The organism is Pseudomonas sp. LTJR-52 (genome assembly GCF_003691465.1).
Classification (GTDB): Bacteria; Pseudomonadota; Gammaproteobacteria; order Pseudomonadales; family Pseudomonadaceae; genus Chryseomonas; species Chryseomonas luteola.
The window spans coordinates 5,231,187-5,249,812 of record NZ_CP033105.1 but is presented as its reverse complement, the minus strand read 5'-3'; the positions used below and the strand labels follow the sequence as shown (position 1 = coordinate 5,249,812).

At 51.3% G+C, this 18,626-nt stretch carries 20 protein-coding genes; 4 read left to right on the top strand and 16 right to left on the bottom strand.

The genetic code is table 11. From position 1 onward, the window contains the following. Window positions 1-16: 16 nt before the first annotated feature. The 7 genes from EAW52_RS24225 to EAW52_RS24195 form a co-directional block, all read right to left on the bottom strand. Window positions 17-874 (bottom strand): DsbA family protein, encoded by an 858-nt coding sequence (locus tag EAW52_RS24225; RefSeq protein WP_122044409.1) that lies wholly within the window; start codon window positions 872-874, stop codon window positions 17-19. Window positions 875-1,019: 145 nt separating this feature from the next. Then, window positions 1,020-1,349 carry a hypothetical protein gene (locus tag EAW52_RS26095; RefSeq protein WP_162997713.1) on the bottom strand — a complete coding sequence of 110 codons (330 nt, stop codon included), beginning with the start codon at window positions 1,347-1,349 and terminating at the stop codon, window positions 1,020-1,022. Next, complete coding sequence (locus EAW52_RS26090) at window positions 1,333-1,809, bottom strand: hypothetical protein (protein ID WP_162997712.1); 477 nt, start codon at window positions 1,807-1,809, stop codon at window positions 1,333-1,335. The genes EAW52_RS26095 and EAW52_RS26090 overlap by 17 nt, the downstream gene beginning before the upstream one ends. Window positions 1,810-1,948: 139 nt before the next feature. Then, entirely contained in the window at window positions 1,949-2,380 is a 432-nt protein-coding gene (locus EAW52_RS24220; RefSeq protein ID WP_122044408.1) for a hypothetical protein, read from the bottom strand. 46 nt (window positions 2,381-2,426) lie between these two features. Further along, the gene (gene mobI / locus EAW52_RS24215) at window positions 2,427-2,966 is read right to left on the bottom strand and encodes a conjugative transfer protein MobI(A/C) (RefSeq protein WP_122044407.1); all 540 of its coding nucleotides are present in this window, start codon (window positions 2,964-2,966) and stop codon (window positions 2,427-2,429) included. A gap of 739 nt (window positions 2,967-3,705) precedes the next feature. Beyond that, the gene (locus EAW52_RS24205) at window positions 3,706-4,335 is read right to left on the bottom strand and encodes a hypothetical protein (protein ID WP_122044405.1); all 630 of its coding nucleotides are present in this window, start codon (window positions 4,333-4,335) and stop codon (window positions 3,706-3,708) included. Window positions 4,336-4,920: 585 nt separating this feature from the next. Next, window positions 4,921-5,463, bottom strand: a complete 543-nt coding sequence (locus EAW52_RS24195) for a transglycosylase SLT domain-containing protein (RefSeq protein ID WP_122044403.1) — start codon at window positions 5,461-5,463, stop codon at window positions 4,921-4,923. Window positions 5,464-5,962: 499 nt separating this feature from the next. Between EAW52_RS24195 and EAW52_RS24185 the strand changes: the two genes are divergently transcribed. Further along, on the top strand, window positions 5,963-6,574 hold the full coding sequence (locus EAW52_RS24185; protein ID WP_122044401.1) for a hypothetical protein: 612 nt from the start codon (window positions 5,963-5,965) through the stop codon (window positions 6,572-6,574). Between the two features lie 37 nt (window positions 6,575-6,611). Here EAW52_RS24185 and EAW52_RS24180 read toward each other — a convergent pair whose 3' ends face one another. The 4 genes from EAW52_RS24180 to tnpA form a co-directional block, all read right to left on the bottom strand. Then, complete coding sequence (locus EAW52_RS24180; protein ID WP_122044400.1) at window positions 6,612-10,319, bottom strand: conjugal transfer protein TraG N-terminal domain-containing protein; 3,708 nt, start codon at window positions 10,317-10,319, stop codon at window positions 6,612-6,614. Continuing rightward, a complete protein-coding gene (locus tag EAW52_RS24175) occupies window positions 10,319-11,755 on the bottom strand; it encodes a conjugal transfer protein TraH (protein WP_122044399.1) in 1,437 nt (478 codons plus the stop codon). Before EAW52_RS24175 ends, EAW52_RS24180 begins: the two co-directional genes overlap by 1 nt. Beyond that, window positions 11,752-12,753: a conjugal transfer protein TraF gene (gene traF / locus EAW52_RS24170; RefSeq protein ID WP_122044398.1), complete on the bottom strand. Its 1,002-nt coding sequence runs from the start codon at window positions 12,751-12,753 to the stop codon at window positions 11,752-11,754. The genes EAW52_RS24175 and traF overlap by 4 nt, the downstream gene beginning before the upstream one ends. Window positions 12,754-12,977: 224 nt before the next feature. After that, a complete protein-coding gene (gene tnpA / locus EAW52_RS24165; RefSeq protein WP_122044397.1) occupies window positions 12,978-13,394 on the bottom strand; it encodes an IS200/IS605 family transposase in 417 nt (138 codons plus the stop codon). Window positions 13,395-13,415: 21 nt separating this feature from the next. Here tnpA and EAW52_RS24160 point away from each other — a divergent pair, with 21 nt between their 5' ends. Further along, on the top strand, window positions 13,416-14,471 hold the full coding sequence (locus EAW52_RS24160; RefSeq protein ID WP_122044396.1) for an RNA-guided endonuclease TnpB family protein: 1,056 nt from the start codon (window positions 13,416-13,418) through the stop codon (window positions 14,469-14,471). A gap of 204 nt (window positions 14,472-14,675) precedes the next feature. On the opposite strand, the gene EAW52_RS24155 is transcribed toward EAW52_RS24160, so the two are convergent. From EAW52_RS24155 to EAW52_RS24140, 4 genes are all read right to left on the bottom strand, one after another. Then, the gene (locus EAW52_RS24155) at window positions 14,676-14,990 is read right to left on the bottom strand and encodes a hypothetical protein (protein ID WP_122044395.1); all 315 of its coding nucleotides are present in this window, start codon (window positions 14,988-14,990) and stop codon (window positions 14,676-14,678) included. Window positions 14,991-15,008: 18 nt separating this feature from the next. Further along, complete coding sequence (locus tag EAW52_RS24150; protein ID WP_122044394.1) at window positions 15,009-15,323, bottom strand: hypothetical protein; 315 nt, start codon at window positions 15,321-15,323, stop codon at window positions 15,009-15,011. A gap of 9 nt (window positions 15,324-15,332) precedes the next feature. After that, the gene (locus tag EAW52_RS24145; protein ID WP_122044393.1) at window positions 15,333-16,835 is read right to left on the bottom strand and encodes a UvrD-helicase domain-containing protein; all 1,503 of its coding nucleotides are present in this window, start codon (window positions 16,833-16,835) and stop codon (window positions 15,333-15,335) included. An 89-nt stretch (window positions 16,836-16,924) separates the two neighbouring features. Next, window positions 16,925-17,233: a hypothetical protein gene (locus tag EAW52_RS24140; RefSeq protein ID WP_122044392.1), complete on the bottom strand. Its 309-nt coding sequence runs from the start codon at window positions 17,231-17,233 to the stop codon at window positions 16,925-16,927. A 157-nt stretch (window positions 17,234-17,390) separates the two neighbouring features. Between EAW52_RS24140 and EAW52_RS24135 the strand changes: the two genes are divergently transcribed. Then, window positions 17,391-18,020, top strand: a complete 630-nt coding sequence (locus tag EAW52_RS24135) for a hypothetical protein (RefSeq protein ID WP_122044391.1) — start codon at window positions 17,391-17,393, stop codon at window positions 18,018-18,020. After that, window positions 18,010-18,246, top strand: a complete 237-nt coding sequence (locus EAW52_RS24130) for a hypothetical protein (RefSeq protein ID WP_122044390.1) — start codon at window positions 18,010-18,012, stop codon at window positions 18,244-18,246. The genes EAW52_RS24135 and EAW52_RS24130 overlap by 11 nt, the downstream gene beginning before the upstream one ends. Window positions 18,247-18,248: 2 nt before the next feature. On the opposite strand, the gene EAW52_RS24125 is transcribed toward EAW52_RS24130, so the two are convergent. Beyond that, complete coding sequence (locus EAW52_RS24125; RefSeq protein WP_162997711.1) at window positions 18,249-18,575, bottom strand: hypothetical protein; 327 nt, start codon at window positions 18,573-18,575, stop codon at window positions 18,249-18,251. Between the last annotated feature and the right edge of the window lie 51 nt (window positions 18,576-18,626).

Below are 18,626 nucleotides of genomic sequence, written 5' to 3'. Positions count from 1 at the left end.
GGCTGCCCCCCAAGAATCAGCCAGCTGACCCGGCCGATGGCACAGGCTGAACTGCACCCGTCGCGTTTGGATCCTTGCCCCCCTCCTCGTCCTGCATCTGCAGACGACGCATCACCGACAGGAAGGCTTCCATGGGCTGTGCCCCACCCAACAGGATGCGCTGCCCGGTCTTGTTATCCACGACAAAGGTGGCAGGCGTGCCATTGGCGCCGTTGCTCTTGGCCAGTGCCACCGACTGCTGGAGCTTGTCCATGTGCCGGCGCTCGGTCATGCACTGCTTGAAGGCCTGTGGACCTGCTCCCAGTTTGGTTGCCAGGCCATTGAGGTCTACCTCTTGCCCGGGCTGCTTGTAGAGCTGATCCAGCATCACCCAGAACGCCTGATTGCCCTTTACCTCGGAGACACACTCCAGGGCATGGGCCTGCACCTGTGAGGTGGATGAGAGGATAGGCATGTTCTTGTATTCCCAGTTCACCGTACCACCCGAGGCGTCCACGATCTGCTTGGGCGTTTCATGAAAGCGCTTGCAGTAGCCGCACTGCGTGTCAGCGAATTCAACCAGCGTAAAACGAGCCTTGGTGCTGCCATAGATATGCTGGCCTGCCTTGCGCCCTTCCAGGCTGTCAGACGCCGCCTGATAGCCCTCAAACATCTGCTGGCGCGCCTGATCGGCTTCGCGGGTACGGATATCCGCCAGGGTGGTCTCGATCGAGGCCTGCAAGCGCTCGGGAGAGGTGGCTGACTGCACGGTTTGCGCCAGTTCATCCATTCTCTTTTGCGTCTGGTGAGACTGATAAAACATACCGCCCACAACAGTTGCGCACGTTACAGCAAGCGCAATGACTACAAGTTTGTTCGAATTCTTGTCACTCATTTTAAAACTCCCGTTTTAATATATAGTGGCGCTTTGATGTAACTTTGCCGCATATTAATAATTATAGTGGCAATTTGAGCTTTAATTGCCTTTAAGATCTAGCCTAACCATATTCTTACAATATGTAACAAAACGTGTCAGTTAATTAATGATTGAGAAACGTATCGCAAATAGTAGGCAGCATGTCTGCGAGCAGAATTAAATAAAGTGCCATTGCATAACCGGCCATTCCCGTCCCTAAAGCGCCTGTTATGGAAGTTGCAACGGCTTTTGTACAGCAGACCGGTAATGGCTCTCCAAATAACCTTCCCTGAAAGAAACCCCATCCTCCCATAACAATTGCGTTACTCAATAAACAGACAATGAATAATCTGCCCAGTGACTGATTAACGCCAAGACAATAAACCGTACCACAGGCAAATGCCGTTGAGGTAAACATTAGCAAGATCATGGATAATCTATTGGGATATCGCATGGCTATCTCCCTTGAAAGAACTGCCAGAAGAGTCTGGAAAAGAAACAACATTGGTTTTGAATCCCTTGCGGACAGGAATAGCAACCAACCAGCCATTTGGCATGAGTTCGATCAGAGATTGGAAAACTGCCCCATCCAGATAGTCCACCGGATGGCCGGTCATGTCGGATAGAGGACGAGTCAATACATGCCTTGGCTTGAGTTCGATGATGTCAGAGCAACAGCTGGCTAGATGGGATTGAACAAATGAGAACGGGGGAAACTTGTTTGAAAGATGCCCTGAGTAGACACACAGAAGTGCAATTCGGGCAGTATCATCTGCACCATACTTGTCATGACCGTTAAAGTAAGAAACCAACTCTCTTAACTCGTCAATCGACATTGAAAGCAATAGCTGGTTTATGACCGATCTTTTACGAGTAGGTAATGCTTCAAGTAACTGAATGGCTGACATGTGCATACGAAATCCCCTATGAAAGAAAACCTAGTTCCATAGTACAGGGAAATTTCAGGATGCAAGTCCAGTGATCAGGCTGGAAAAATAACTGGCATAAAACTGGACTAATCCGCTGTTAGTCCTATTTCAGAAAGGAACGGTTTCAGATATTGATCTGCATTCTGGCTAGGCGACCCTCGGTCATACTGTCCAACTCCCAAAAGTCGAGACCGAAATCCGTATTTATTGATTCGCCAATATAACGAAAGTCTGATTCGCGGTTCTTGGCAAAAACGCCATGCGGAACCTCTTCATCCTCAAATAACCACTTGCGTAGATTAAAGTCGATCACCAGTTGATCATTGGGGTGCTGAAGATAAGCACAGACGTCAGGCGAGAGTTCTATCCAGTAATGCGGTACGATAATATGGCCGGCGCTGATTCTCCTGCAGTGCCCACGCATTAACTGATGAGAAAGCTTAGCTTTATTAAGCAGGTATTGAACGCAGGCTGAAAAGCCATCGCAATCCAGATCCTTTATGTACTCAAGGTCACATAGCTGTAGCTCTAACAACTGAGCTCTTTCACTATACATGGAGTTTCTCCCTCCAGATAAAAAGGGCAGTGCTCACTAATTTTCGCTACTCGCCTGCGAACTCATCTGTAACCTGTTTAAACTTAGCCAACTTAGCCCTCATTTCCGTTATCAGTGACTGGCGAACTCTAAGCTTTTCGTAATCATCCTCAGTACGGACTATGTTCTCTTTTTCCCACTCGTAACAGTTTGATAATGATGCGTTTGAATACCTGAACTTATGTCGAGGCTTAGAAATATGTTTAGCGGTAAATTTCCTGTCACCTCCAGACTTCGGCTTCAGAAGATAGGAGCTGTTGTACCAAAGAATTAAGAGGGAATTCTTTAATAAGCGAACTCGGCTGCCCAGCCGGGGATATTGCTTATGCCTTTCCTGCCCTTCCCTGGCCTGTTGCCAGAAGAACTCGCAGGCCTCCTTTGCTTGAAGAGCATTCAAGTAGGTCAGCCGCTCCGTTTGTTTCTCCAGCTCCGCCACTGCCGTTCGGGTGAGCTCAATCAGATCAGCTGCATCGATACCGGAATCACCCAAGGAGGACTTTTCGCTAACCAGATGGGCTAGCTGTTCATTGGAAAATTGCTCTGCCATTGCCACAGTCCTTTCCGCTATGAATCAGTGTGAGGGCGGTCGCTGGATTAACCCTATACGGTGCTGTTGACATGAGGCAGGGCTCACTGGGCCAGACAGCGAAAAATCATCTGTAGTTCTCTAAGTGGATATACCCTGAGATCCATCGGGGTGCAAGGTCAGAAGCTGTGGAGCAAGCACCGCAGTAAATCATGGTTTATTCATTTGGATCTTCGATGATCAGAAACCGCTTTATTGAATCAATGACTCTTAGCTCAATCTTTACTCTTATCCAATATGATAAGGATTTTCGAGGTCTCGTATCCAGTCAGAAAGCACTTGCCTGTTGTACTTCCATATCATATTGGATGTTTGGCTATGAAACTCCAGCTCGGCTGAACATTACCAATAATCCGTGAAAATCCAATCTATCAGGATATAGGTCTTGATTTATCCAGTCTTCATGTCTGCTTTGACCATGTATCCAATATGATATGGAACACTGGCTGTCCTTCACTTCGAATGAGGTCACCGATAAGAGCGCTTAATTCGGAAATTCTTGGAAGACCCTCTGATGCTGATATTAAAATTCCTGCTTCAAGCAACAAAAAATTGCCATCAGAGCCTCTGTAAGCCCATTTAAAGGCCATTACTCTCCTTATCCTGTACCCCACTACAGGGCAAGCCGCCATTGCGTGGTTATAAGCCCGAAAATAAAAAAGGGAGCCTGCAAGGCTCCCTAGATGACACGTCTTGGTAATTAAGGGTTTGAGGCTTGATTGGAATAGATCCGTTTTTTCATACCAGGCCAAAATGGCATACGTTGATCCATCACGTTTCCATGCATACCAATGCGATTGACAGCGTTGGGACAGCCGGTACTCGGCGCCTCAAAAAAGACCGCATAAGGGGTGCCACAACTTGAGCATACCTCAAGTGATACCTCTCGGCTGCGATACGCAGCAGCCAGCGAATAGGCTTCACTAATGTTAGGAATACGCGCCTGCTTACCGCTCAATTTATTTTGTCTTTGAATCATTTGATAGAACATGTAATAGGCTTTGACAAACAAGTCGATGTCAACCTTCCCCTTCTCCTGGCCGCATATGGCAACATAGGTATAGAGAAATGTTGAGGCTATTTTACGATCGCTTGCATTGTTAATTATCGTTGGAATACTACGAAATTGTCGATTGCCACGGATTCGCTCCTCGCGACTAATATTCATTTCATCCCGAAGCTTACGTAATGTCTTGGCACCAACTGATGTCTCGACTTCAATAACGCTTGTCGTGAACTTATACCTCAGCATTTTTCTGGCCATTTCAAGGCGACGAGACGCTTCCAAGCTTTGAAAAATTACGGTAGTTCCTTTTGTATTATCGTTCATGTTAGATCTCCGCAGCTGAATTTAGACACTGAAGTTGAATTCGGCTCAACGCCTCAATTAATAAATTAGCTTTTCCGATCCCGTTAATGATTTGAGGGTCGAATCTAAGCGTCAACTTCCCGCAAGAAGTCGTAGTTACCAGATGCCTAATTTGTGCATCAGTGAGCTTTAACATGAACTCTAAATCTGAGCTATTCAAACCATATCTTGCTCTGGCGTACTCATTGCCGTATTTATGACAGCAAAGCTTTAGCTGCATGAAATATCGATAAGCAAGATCCTGCTGCGCAGTGAGACTAGTAATACTCTTGCTAGTCATGCAGGCTAACGCTGATTTTATTTCTGCCTTATTAAATACTATCCGAAAATGGCAAATAGTTGGATCAGACAGGTTTATGATGCTTTGAAATGACAGTTCACTAAGCCATGATATTTCACGACTATGAAATTTGAAATCTCTCAAATTCTGGACACATCCATTCGTAGCGCAATGATGTATAAAAGACCAGATCTGATAGTTTAGGTCAGCCAGGTCCTTACAACTTCCATCCTTTATGCTCATTTCGCTGGTATTGAAAGTGCTCATTATTCGCAATCCCCACCTATACCGTATGAGATGTTCTTGCATATAGCCAGAACCCTTGCTCCGTAGTTTCTGGCTAATGCTTCTTCCTTAATATTGTGATATCGGCCAATACCTAGTTCCAGATCCCCAGGCGCAGACTTTATTCGCTCACTTAATATTGATGCACCCATTCTCAGTCCGTTTTCAGGACTTAATAATGATTTTGGATCTTTAATACGGTCGGAATTCCAGTACAAATTAACCTGCATTATTCCAACATCAACTGACCGCGCACTTCTTAAAAGCTCAGTCAGAATGTTCTCCGCCTCAGCCAACGTTTTGGCGTAATAGGCCTTGGTTGCAGTGCGCAAGGTATAAGGCCATGGGCTTATACCTTTATCAGATGAATAAGCTGACTCAGCAAGTGCAACTGAATAAAGTAGGTTTACCGGCAAACCATGTTCTCTTGCTATTTCACCAAACAGCGAATTATCAAGGTCAGCATGGGCTTTATTTACGGATAGCGCTCCGAGGGCGAAAGCCAGTAATGCAATCTTTTTCATGTTTCCCCGCCTGCTAAGTCTTAGCTTGGTCTGAACTACCTATCCATTTTCCACAAAAATTCCATTATGCAAGTGTCACATTCAGAATGACGCTAAAATCTTTCGCAGCGGAGAATTACCGGCTTCGTGTCCGAATATTGCGCAGATTGGTTTCTTGTAATCAATACCTTTGGACAAACGGCCAAAGGCTGACTTGAGCAAGAAAAAAGAAGAATATGAGATATGCCCCAGAAGCAACTCGATATAGTGGCGAGTTGAGCCAGGCAATCACAAGAATAGAAGGCAAACAGTCGTTAGAACATTTGCTTGAATCAAAAGCTGGTAGAGACTACGAGCTGGGTGTTGCTATAAATGTGTTGCTAAAGGGCTGCTTCTTTAAAGAGGCCAGCTACCTCGGAAATGAAATGTAGTCTATGTTTTGGGGTAAGGGCAACCGCCTATGCAATTTTTTTCACAGGATCTTTCAACCACTGGATTTCAGTTTTAACAGGTACCCACTATGGCCACATCACCTAGCGCTACACTTACCCCAAAGACGCCACGAGTGTTTAGGGGCGTCCTGTATGCAAACCTGATGTATCTGTTGATACTCGCAGGAGCCCTTGCTCTACAAAGCGCAGTAGGTAAACCTGTAATAGCTGCTGGTCTGCTTCTCGCCGTATTCCTGATTTTTTTGCCAGCAAGCATCATGATAGGAGCCGGCGTTAGAGCTGCTTATGCAGCCAGGTCGGGCAAAATTCTATTTCTTACCATCACCGTGCTTTTGAGCGTTTTGCTTGCACAGGACATGATTCCTGATGAGGCGCTCCGCTTGGTTGCGTGGTGCTGGATTGGCGTGGGTCAGCCTGTAATGCTGCTTGGCCTAATGGCGCGGTTAATCTCCCGAAGCAAGGCTCCAAGAAAGACAAGGAATAGTGCAGGTGCCGCGAGAACTTTTACTGCCTCACCATCATCAGCAGTTAAGTCTAGTGACTCCTTTCTCCATGATTATGCGGCGGAACGTTTCAGGCGAGAGATGAATGATCACCATGAGAACACGATTAGATATCTTCATGATCAAGCGCTTCACGACGCCTGTCCGTCCATTCCAGCTCCACACTATCCAACTTAAGAGAAAGCCCGCATAAGCGGGCTTTTTGATTTCTCCATCAATCCTTATCAACTATATCCTTGCCATCGATCACAGCGGCTATACGACTTCCATATTGAAGCTCACTGCGCTCGAGCTCAGGGTTTCGAGCAGCGAACTCAATATGCTCATACGCTTTTTCCATCCCCATACGCTTGCTCTGTTGTTCCTCTGCAGGCATGTCGGCAAAGCTCTTGTATCCTAGTCGGTGAGCTGTTTTCTCAAGGTCCTCATTGATAAACGCTTGCCGAGAATCATCGATATGTACGGCGTCAGCTACATCAACGGCTAGTCCAGTAAAGAACGAGATTCCATTTGCCGGTACATCTGCAACCTGCTTGGCTACGGTTCGAACCTGGTTATCTGACGTAAATTGCGATCCATAAAACTCAGCCATCGCTTCGGTTTGACCGAGACGTAAAGCCTCTTCCCGCTTACGTTCAGCCATCTGCTCGCCTGAGCGTGCAAGAGATTCTTGAGAGACTCTTTCGCTCTTGCCCTGCATTGCTGCGGAAAATTGTCCAAAATAGACGGCCGATGCCTGCTCGTTGGTCATGTTTTCAGTCACCTCATCGCCCAGGAAACCTCCCACTACAGCTCCCATGACTGATCTGAGCGCACCAGAGACAGGTCCATCGCTTACTTCGAACCTTGAAAGATCCTCACCTCGCTCGTTGGCCGCTTTGAATTCAGCCAGTTTCTCGTCATCCCAGCCAGAAATCTTCCTCGTAAACTCGGCTGCTTTCTCGTATCCCCAGCTTTGGGCTCCAGCGACCGAAGCGCCTACACTCGTTGAAAGCAACGCGCCTTCAGCGGTCTGACCCAGCCCAGCATTGCTGAACGCATTAGATCCTTTGGGTGCATTTATGACGGAATCAAAGACGCTATTGATCTGATCGGTCTGGACTTTCGTGCCCCAGGCAGAACCTTGCGCCTCTGTTTTTTGACTTGCGCGCTCAAAAGCTTCACCTACTGGGCCATTACTCGACATGTTCTGCATAACAGGGGGAACATGTGCGGATGTCGAAGATCCACGCTGAACGTCATCTCTGTTTACCGCACGAGGTGCTTGGATGTTTTCCGCATCGTCCCTGACGCCTTGAGCGATATTCGCAGACTTGTCTTCTAGATCGGAATTACGGCTGTATGACGCTTCTGGAGAACTCTGTATATTTCTTCCCAGCGCCTTACCAATCACGTCTCCTACTACACCAACAGAGTCGTAGTACTTGCCTTCATCCTTGAAGTTGTTTCTCTCCCCCATTACTGCAATGGCTGCGGCTACGAAAGCCTTTTTCTCATCCATACGATACGGGTTGTCCATATCGGTATAGTTGTTCTTGAGCTCATTGATGTGGCGCTTAACGTCCCTGTCCGCGTAGTCACGAACAAAACTATGCAGGGATCCGAAGGCATCCTTGTTGTTCGCAACCGTATTGGAAATATCGTTAAGCGTGAGGCCCGTTGTTGAGGCAAAGCTCTGTGAAAGAGAGGACGTCCTAGCGTAATCCCGACTGGCATCTATTGACTCCGACGCTAAGCTCTGTAACTGGCTGGCTCGCTCCTCGCCCAGGATATTGGAAAGCGTTTTGGTGTTCATGCTCTTGATATCATGAGCAAGGGAGTCGCTTAGGGTTGCGCCTTGTGTTTGCGTATAGCCTGCATTTTGCAGGTACTTCATGGAATCGGCCTGGCTGAACTTAACAGAGTTGGTATTAGTATCTGATTGTGAGGCTGAGATAGCTGCCTTTCCGCCAACGCTAGTTTGCTCGCCCTGCTGGCTACTATTTTCTTCAGAGGTCTCCCTTCCAGTTCTACCACCTCCTCTCTTAGAAAAACTCAAATCCAAGCCGGCCTGACCGTTGAGAGCCAACAACATGGCACCAGCCACTGTGTTGGTGTTCTCAGCACCCAGATTATGATCACGCACAAAACTGTTGGCAGCGCTCATCAGGGCCTGAGAAGACTGATCCTGCCGGTTACTGATTTGCCGGCCGAACTGCTCGGCTAACGCATAGGTTTGCTGTTGCGATACGTTGTCCGTTAGCGAGTTTGAAAGTGTCCGAGAGAACTGCTCACGCTTGCCCTCTGCAAAGCGTTCAGACGATGAGGCGGCACTTCCGAGTATTGAGTTGAAGCTGAAGTTCGGAAGCAGGCTGTCGGCGCCGGTTCCTGCGGTACCACCTACGTTCGTGTTGCTGTTCATGGCCAGGTTGTTCAGGACCGGGCCATTGCTGACCACATCGGGCGTCGTAATCTTCTCGTTGATGTGATCTGCTCCGTTCATGCGTTGAGCCAGCGATGTCCAGGCATAGGTCGAGCCGGTCACCAGCATCATGGTAAGCACTGGGGTAGCCGCAGCCAGCATCCCGCCTGTAGCCAACCAGTTGGCCAGATATTCGTCTGACTTGTACAGACCATAGAAGGAGTCGAGAGCGATAGCCGTACCGCTAGTGCCTCCCATCAGCGATTCAAGGTCCTGTGTGGCTGCGCTGTAGAGGTAAAGATTGATGATGGACAGCACCGGCATCCATAGCTGGATCCAGATCAACATCTGGAAGTATTTACCTACCAGTGTTTGCCCATATCGGCCTATAACCATTAGAAACCCCATAAAGGGTACGATGGCATAGACAAAGCCCTCGATCAGCGCCAGCATTGGTCGTACGGTTGTCAGGAACATGGACTGCTCTGACGCCCACTGCGTGTTTCGCTGCATCAAGGCCTGTCCAATCATGGTTGCACTGGAAAAGTCGCGCATGTCCTGATATCGGCCCTGAGCCGCCTGCAGGTAGACATTGTCCAGTACCGCGGCCATGACATATTTCTGCGCATCAACCGCAGCCGCGCCTCCTGTTGCGAGCGAACCGAAGTTTTCCGACAGTTTCGTATAGAGATCCTGATCGTCATACAGGACGATGCCTGCCGATTCGGCCATGGCATTCTTGACAGTTTCGGAGGCAAAGGCTGCCTGCGTGCGCTCCATCAGTAATGTATAGGCCGCCGAGCAGGTCATAGTGGTGCCAAAAGGGTTTCCAGCATCCAGAAAAAGCAGCGTATGGTGAATGGTGGACTTGTACTGCATGGCATCGACTGCTGAGTGGGTCATCAGTGCATCAAGGGTAAATCGGTTGGTATCAATGCCCTTGAGCGTGCATTCCTTGATGTAGTTGTACCAGGAGCGGCGAAAGTTCACCGTGCCGGTGCTGGTACCGCTTTGCATGTTGGCAACCGACTGATCGCCCAGGGACTCATTGATCGCCTGAAACACCTTGGGCTCGGAGACCTTGCGGCGAATATCATTGATGCTTTTCAGCGCATCGGCAAAGTGTGTTTCGGTAATCCCCGGAATAATAGTGCCATAGCCCACCTCAAACAGCCGGGTCAATCCGTAGCCCAGCTTTGAGATCGTGCCGCCTACTGCACCTGCTATTAGCGGCACATTATCGACTGGTCTTACTGCGCCATTGTAGGCATCCTCAATCACTACCGTGACCTTGGGTGCAAAGAGCGCCATATAGATAATGATTCCAATCAGTGCCTGCTGAAAATCAACCCCCCCTTTACCTGCACTGGTCAGGGCCTGCCAGCCGATGATAAGCACACCGACCAGAAGGCCTATCGAGACGATCTGAATGAAGTCCCCTGATCCGGTGATCATGGCGACACCGTTGAAGATCTGCTCCAGAAAGGCACTTTCACCGATTGAGTAAATGGTCCATTCCATCACTTCTGCCCTCCACCTGTTGTGGTGACCTGTTCCTGCATCGCATAACCGCTCTTCTCGACCAGGCCCAGCGTGGTCTCGGAACGGGCCAGCATCTGGCCAAGGTCGCCGTAGTCACCACGCAGCGCATCGGCTTCCCGATCCAGCTCGGCCAGCGAGTCACGCAACTGCTCGCGGGCCAGGTTGGCGTGGGAACTCTGACTGGTGGCAACCGCCGTGTAGGCCGTTGTGATCATGCGGCGTGCAGCATCACGGATCATGGAAAGCGCCATGGCGCCAGCGGATTCTTCGGCAAACTCCCGTGCGGTCAGGCTGCTTACGGTGGAAAGGCGGCTGAGCATGGAACCGGCAGAGCCTGCGTTGGCTGACACCGCCTGCTCCTGCGTGGTGGCGGCCATACCTTCGGTGCCGGTCGCGTACTTCATGATCAGGCCGTCCGAGGTTGAGCCATTGCCCAGATAGGCCTCCTTGATCTTGCTTCTGAGGCCGGTCAGGGTGATGGTCTTGGTGGGGCTAGTGCTGCTGATGGCACAGTTCTCGGTATCGCCGCCGCAGTCGTATACCTTAACGGTACCGCCTTCAATGAGATCCCTGAGCTTGACCATGTTGCCGGGCAGGGAGCGAGCGATGTTGGTGTCGTCATCACTGCCCTCCCCCACAATCACTGTGCCGGTCATGGACATGATGGCTTCAAGCAGGTCGGTATCCAGTGAGCCGCTGGTCCCGCTTGTAGTGGTGGCAAACCACAGGTCAACCCGATTACGCCGGAGCTCCTTCCAGACAATATTGCCCATCTGCTTTTCATACTCGGCCGGGTTGGACTGCTTGAGCGAGGCGCGGGAGCTGACTCCATCAGTCTCACTCCAGGTTGCAAAGTAGTCCGTCATGGCACCGGTGATTGTGGCGCTGGTACGTACATCATTGTCCAGCTTGAATCCCATAGCCCCTACCGAGTCATTCACAACCCCCTGCGCCAGCTGGCAGGAGTTGCCCATCATCTGGTTGAGGTTCTGGATGCGGGATTGAAGCTCCGAGAGCAGTTCAGCGCCGTCTGGAAAGACATTGGATAGCGCCAGCTGGAAGGCATAACCGGTCGCGTTGGCTGCCACACTTCGCAGGAGCTGGACGAACTGGTCGGCGTTGATAAAGGAGAACGATCCACCAAACAGATCCACCCCGCCGCAGCCAGCCTTCCAGCTCGGAATCTGGAGGTTGGCAAAGTTGGTGTTCATGATTGGACTCTTGGCGATATAGCGTCCCCCGGCCAGTGCACCTCGTGTCTGGGTCTCGAACACACCCGGATCCGTGGTGTTGGTCATCTGGTTGAAGAGGTTATCCATCTGGTCCTGCAGGCCCCCGGCATGGGACGCCACAGGCAGCGTGGCGCCAGCAGCTAGACATAGCGCCAGCGCTGCCCAGGTGAGCGGTATTTTCATTGAAGCTCTCCTCCGCCCACGCGGGCGCGGCCAAGGGATTGGTCTATGTGCTGAAGCAGTTCGGAAGGGGGAATAAACCCACTCTCATCGCCCTCGACTAAACCAGCGGGAAGCAGCTCGCTCAGGTTGTCATCAAGGTTGCGCAAGGGTCGGGTGCGATTAAGCGTGCGCTGGTCAATCCAGCCCTTGCTGGCCGCCGCCAGGGTGATGCGATGCTCGATATCCCCAAGCGCCAGCGCGCCCTGGGCGATAGGCGCAAAGTCACCGTTAGGACTGGCCAGATAAATCGCCGGGAGCTGGCGCACCCCCAGCAGCCGGGCATGGCCAGCGTCAGGCTTGAAGGTTGGAAAAGGACTACCGGGCAGGTCCTTGCCATCTATAGAAACAGGCGTCACGGTAAAACGGCTTTCCAGCATGCGCAGTACCGGAACCTGTGTTTCGCACAGGTCACAGTCCGAGGCATAGAAGAAAAACACCCCAACCTTTTGCGCCAGCTCATCAAGCACCTGCGACTTGGCCTCGCCTGCCTGCTTGTCCAATGCCTGCGCGGCATAGGTTGCATTGGGACGACGGGCATTCTCGTCGAGCAGAGGATCACCCTGCACCGCCAGCTGGGTGACGTCCGCAAACTGCGAACTGCGGTCCATGGCGTAGCGCTGGAGCATCATGAAGGCTCGTACATTCTCAACCGTCGGGTTATCCCAGGCAGCGTCCTTGTACTTGGGCAGATTCTTTCTGAACCATTCTGCGCTAAAGGCTTGTGGCGGTGCCGGGGTAGCCTGTGCTGGCGCCTCAGTTATGGTTTGTACTGTCTGGGATTGAGGTTCAGGAGGCGGAGGCGCTAGTGCTTCTTCTGGTGGCTCTGGCGGGTCTTCGTAAAAGAACCAGCCACGCTGCTTTTGTGACCAAAAAGAGTGAGGGTCGGTGGTGTCGGCCGGAGCGTTGGAAGCAATCACACTGGCCAGCAAAAGAACAGGGACAAAGGCGTGTCGTTTCATGGCGTGCGCATCGTAGTGGCGGTATGTCGATACTACGATGCAAGAGCACTACCCTATCGGCGTACTGCCTACCCGCGCGGGTAGGGAGTAGCAAGATTGGGTATAAATAATTGGGTTGACGGCCCCAAAATGCTCCTCTTTTACAAGCTGCGCTGTTATCAGTTATGCGCGAAAAACCCCGTACTTCTAGTGCGGGGATGAATAGCGCGGAAGGCGTAGCCTTCCTATAAGGGTCTCGTCTGCTGCTCAATGTATGCCTTTACTACCGAGAGCGGCGCACCTCCAACACTGCCTGCAAAATAGCTAGGACTCCACAAGGCATTGTGCTGATAGGCAGGGGCCGCCAGCTCAGGGTACATCTGCTTCATGCGCCTACTAGAAGCCCCCTTCAAGCTATTAACCAGCCTGGAAAGCGCGATCTTAGGTGGGTACGTTACTAGCAAGTGAACATGGTCAGCCTCTCCGTTGAATTCTACAAGGTCTGCTTCAAAGTCGTGACACACCTTGCAAAGTACCCTTTCTAGTGTCTTCAGGTGTGCATCTGAAAAAACACGCCCTCTATACTTAGTCACAAAGACCAAGTGTGCATGAATCTCGAAGACGCAGTGTCTACCGGCTCTAATGTCTGTATTTTTGCTCATAGACCAAATATATTTCTTTTCATGAAACAGACCAAGACCCTCAAGGTTCGAGTTCGAGACAAGCACGTTCCGTTGCTTCGGCAGATGGCGCGTAGCGTTAATTTTGTCTGGAACTACCTAAACGAGCTTAGCGCTCGCTCTATCCGTGAGCGCGGGGGATTCTTATCGGCCTATGACTTTCACCCCTACACAAAAGGGGCTGCAAAAGAACTAGGGCTACATAGCCAGACCTTGCAGTGCATTGCCGCTGAATACGTCACGCGCCGCAAACAGTTTAAAAAGGTCCGTCTCAACTGGCGCAAGTCGGCTGGCGTCCGGCGCTCGCTTGGCTGGATTCCTGTAAATACCGGCGCTGCAAGCTGGAAAAATGGGCAGGTCTACCACAACGGCCACTATTTCAAAGTATGGGATAGCTACGGCCTGGCAGGGCATAAATTCCGCTCAGGCAGCTTTAGTGAAGACGCGCGCGGGCGCTGGTACTTCAATGTTGTGGTTGATGTTGAGGAATTGGTATCAATGGGCCAGGGCGCGGTGGGTATTGACCTCGGCCTGAAAGACCTGGCGACATGCAGTGACGGCAGAACCCTGGAAAATGGCAGGTTCTATCGTGATCTGGAGGCTAAATTAGCCATAGCCCAGCGCAGTCGAAACAAGGCCAGAACACGTGCTATTCATGCCAAGATTGCTAATCGGCGCAAGGATGCTCTACACAAGTTTAGCCGCCGGCTGGTGAACAGCTACGGCACGATCATTGTAGGCGACGTAAGCTCTTCAAAGCTCGCCAAAACCAGGATGGCCAAGTCAGTACTGGATGCTGGCTGGTCTATGCTGAAAACAATGCTGGAATACAAGTGCGATCACGCAGGCATTGTTTTTAAGGAAGTGCGAGAAGCGTACACCACCCGCGCCTGTTCGGCTTGCGGCGCCCTGACGGGGCCAAGAGGCGTCAATGGGTTGCGTATAAGAGAATGGACCTGCTGTGAGTGCGGTGTCGCTCACGACCGTGATATCAACGCGGCCAGAAACATTCTCGCGCTCGGGCATGAGCGTCCATCTGTGGGAATCCCCGTCCTTTAGGGCGGGGAGGATGTCAACCCAAGTGTTCGGACACGCCTCAATTCCTCTCCCTTGAGAAACAGCAAAGGGGTTCGTCGTGCTTGCCCCATATTGCTACAGGTATCACGTCTGACCGCTGGGCCAGTTCACGCGCATAACTGTAAGCCTCTATCCAACCTGCAAAGGTAGGGTCAGAAGGTTTGGCATTGAGATAGTGTCCTACTTTCAGCACGACTTACCTCCCTGCTGCCAGGTGCGATCGAAACTGAGCATGCGGGACAGGACTATCGCTACAGACAACACGATACCGGCGATAGCATAGGCGACCCAGCTTCCTCCACGCTCAGTCCCAACATGCAGCCCATACATTAAATAGGAAAACGTACAGCTAAAGAACACTGATGCCACTAACGCGGCTACCCAGACGGGACGCCGGGTGGCGGCCAGCTTTGCTAACACTACGCCTATCAGCACAGTACCGGTGATCAAGCTTAAGCAAAATGCAGCAAGGTACAGGTCTGCAACGGTGATATCGGGCATACCCACCTCAACAGCCGCTCACTGGTCTTTAATGTCTTTTCTTCCCCAGAATGGAAGGGACAAGCACAAGACCATGAAGATAAAGCCCAACAGCCAGACGTAGACGATCCAGGTTTCCTGTCCGGCAGAGAGCGCTTTTGCATGCGAGTGCAGCTCATAGAAATGGCGAGAGGCCCAGAAGCCTCCCATGCCGAGCGCCAGCAAGATAGTAGGCAAAAGGAGGCGTAGGGTTTCTACCAGCTTCCAAACAGCTGCAAAGGTCGCAACTATTCCAACAATGGCAGCGGTGAGTACGGCCAGCATGGATATATCGGCGAGCAGGGCTTGAAACATTATGTTCTCCTAGGCGCTCAGTGATTTTGAACGGTACAGGTCTGTCAGGCGAAACCCCGTCTTGACCAGTTTGACGAGGTTCAGAAGCGTAGGTGTGATTACCAGCAGCTTCTTGGCCCGCGTCAGCGCCACGTATTGCAGGTTCACCTCCCCTAGCATCTCCTGCATGGGAATCTCATCGTCCGTGAGGTCAGGAAAGTCGTCGCACAGATAAACCTGATCCCATTCCAGGCCCTTGCTCTTGTGAGCCGTGGTTATGACCATTTGCGCCTGCTGGCCACCCTTCACGAGCTGGCTCTTGAGAATGGCAAGGTTGTCAGGAAGATTGGGGTAACTGTCCACGACCTTCACCGCTCGCAGCATCTCAACGTCACGGGCTTCCTGCGCCACTATCTGGTAAGCGGTGTAATCCGGGTAGTCTTCAAGCAGGCGCTTGTTCTGGATGTTTTGCGGTTCGTCCTTTGAAAGCCAGTACACATCCAGGATGCCCTTGAAATCGTAGGCATCGTACCCGCCAACTAACTCAATGCTCATGCCACGGGATGAGAAAAACAGGGCGGCTTCAATCACGCCCATCACCGTGCGCGCAATAAAGGCAAAGGGCGGCTTTGAATCGCTTAGCTTGAACTCGGACGAGACCACAATGCGATCCTCCCCTCCCAGCCCCACAAGCGGTACATCCTCACCTTTATAACGTAAGAGTACGTTTGCCATAGCCGCGACATTGGGACCAAAGCGAAAGCTGTTGGTTAGCCGCAGCTGCTCGGCGTCGTGCAGCTGGGGATGGCTCAGGGCATCAATAGCGCCCCTGAACTGGTAGATCTGCTGGTGTTCGTCCCCTACGGTAATGACACGCGCCTTGGTCTGGCTGAACACAATATCGGTGGTCAGCTCGTTGCTGTCCTGCCCTTCGTCAAAGAGAATCACGCTGTACTGGGCAGACAGATCCGGACGGGAGAGCTGGTACTGCTTCAGATACACATCGTGCACCGCAATTTGCTTGCTGTACGGGTCCTGCATCTCACTCCATAGTGCTTCGGCCACCTTGATCGCAGCATTGGCCAGCCGTGGATCGTCCTTCTTTTTTGACTTCTTCGACTTCATCTCTTGTGCACGCCGGTAGTGCGCCTGCGTAATGAATTGATCAGCGCTGTTCATGAAACAGGAAACGGTGGCAATCGCGGCGGCAGCGACTTGATAGTTACACTCAAAGTCTCGGGCCACCTCGACGGGCCGCAGATTGCCCTTGAGCTTGTGCTGGAGTGTTTTCCCGTAGCCGGTAAAGGCCATCTGGTGCGTGGTCTTGCATGTGACGTTACGGGGAAACTTCTTGGTAGCTTCATCACGAATGGCCCTGTTATAGGCCAGATAAAGCATCTGCTCACTGGGATTGGCCCTGGCAAAGGCTACCAGTGTCGACGTCTTGCCTGTACCAGCATAGGCACGGACCACCAGCTTTTTTGCCTTCGAGGCAATGATGGGTTCCTGCTCGTGAGTGGGCGTGAAGGCCATGAGGAGTCCTTGAATAGTGATGCCAGGTGCTACCAGCGTCTCACAGGTCTTCCGGGATGCAAGTCAGAAGCCTCAAACAATGGCCAGTATCAGGAGTTTTTCTGGCGAGGCAGACGAAAGCGCGATGGAGGCGGCGCATCGCTGTAGAAGATACCTGTTTTAAGGTGCATGGCGACCAGTCGAGGTCCCAGGCTCACGATAATGCGTGGTCCGGATTCAGGGATATCCCCTTCCTTGATCTCCCTGTCTGCAAGCATGGAAGGATCAAGTCGGTACTCCTTCCGCGAATCCAGATCGAGCAATATCCACTTCTTGTTTCCAGACACACCCTCAAAACTGAGCACCTCAAAACTGGAGCGAATTCCGGAAGGAAGAGGAGGAAGCGATTGGTAGTTCATGTCGGCGGCACCCTGTTGTTGAGTTCACTGCCAGCTTAACCAACTTTTTAATACCAATCGGCGAAGTGCCTACCCGCGCGGGTAGGGAGTAGCAGGATAGCTCAACTATTTTTCCAAGTAGCATAGAAAGAACATGCCAAATCGCAGGGACTGACTGATGAGTTACGACATCAACACGAAAAGATTGCTTGATCGGGTAATGGGCACCGCCAGCGCAAGTGCAAAGCGGGCAGCCCTAACGATAGAGACGCGCGCAGTTACTGCAAAAGACGCGATTCGCGACAGGGCAGACAGTTTTAGAGGCAGCGCAAGCAAGGTGTATGCGGGTGCGATAGGTACTATCGATCTGATCACTACTCTAGGATTCACATTTTCTGCCATCGCTGCGCCCGTCCCTACCGCTATCGGGATAGCGCTGATCTATCTGTTCGAGTCTCAGTACAAACTGCGGTTGGAGGAGACTGAAATCGCTGTTGCATCACGTCAGCGCCAGCGCAAGCAGGCGCGGGTTGTTGCACTTCTCAAAAAGCACGGTGCGATCCCTGAGTCTGCCATCCTTGAGACAGCATGGGTGCGCGTTTCGATCAATAGCCGCACCGGAGAGATCAGGGGAGCAATCCTTCAGGGGCAGTCCAAGGGAACCCCACTCGAACAGATCAGCATGCAAGAGCTGGAAGATCTGATTGAGCATGCTCCTGATGCTGATACCAGGAGCCTTCTTGAAGCCTACCTTTCCTTTCGCATAGCGCAAACTAGCGCCAACCAGGAGTCACAGCATGTCGATTAAGGACACTATTGCCAAAATGGACGAAAAGCTTGTAGCTGAGCTGATGGAAGCTGCCCAGCTAGCGCTTAACGATGATGAGACCTGCAAGCGGGTTGCCGAGGATATGCAGGTACCGTTCTGGCTCATACAGACATTAGGCTATGTAGCAATCGAGGTATCAGGCAGCTCAGGCAATGAGCTAGAGATCATGACGCAGCGCCAGCTAGAAAGATTTACTTCAATATGAATTTAGTCTCCAGCAAACATGACGCCATACCCTTCTGCCCTCGCCTGCCTGAGTACCGACAGTAGCTCAAACCAAATACCAGAGCGTTGAGTTAAAGGTGGCATGCGCTGTTCAAGTATCTGAATCAGACTGTCTAGATCTGAAAGCACGCAATCTGTATAGGCATCGATTAGCTGGCCTGTCCGGGCACGAAGTTGCTCAAAAGCTGGGGTAAGTATCTGCATCGCTGCATCGTCAATGGCAAGTAGATGTCGCCCAGCCATATGCTTTTTGCTTTGCTTGCTGTTTTTGGTTTTTCGAGGCACCAGTTTGTGGACATCTAGAGCCAACTGCTTACCCTTTATCGGAGAGATCTATGTTTGAGGCCTGACCCTCTACTT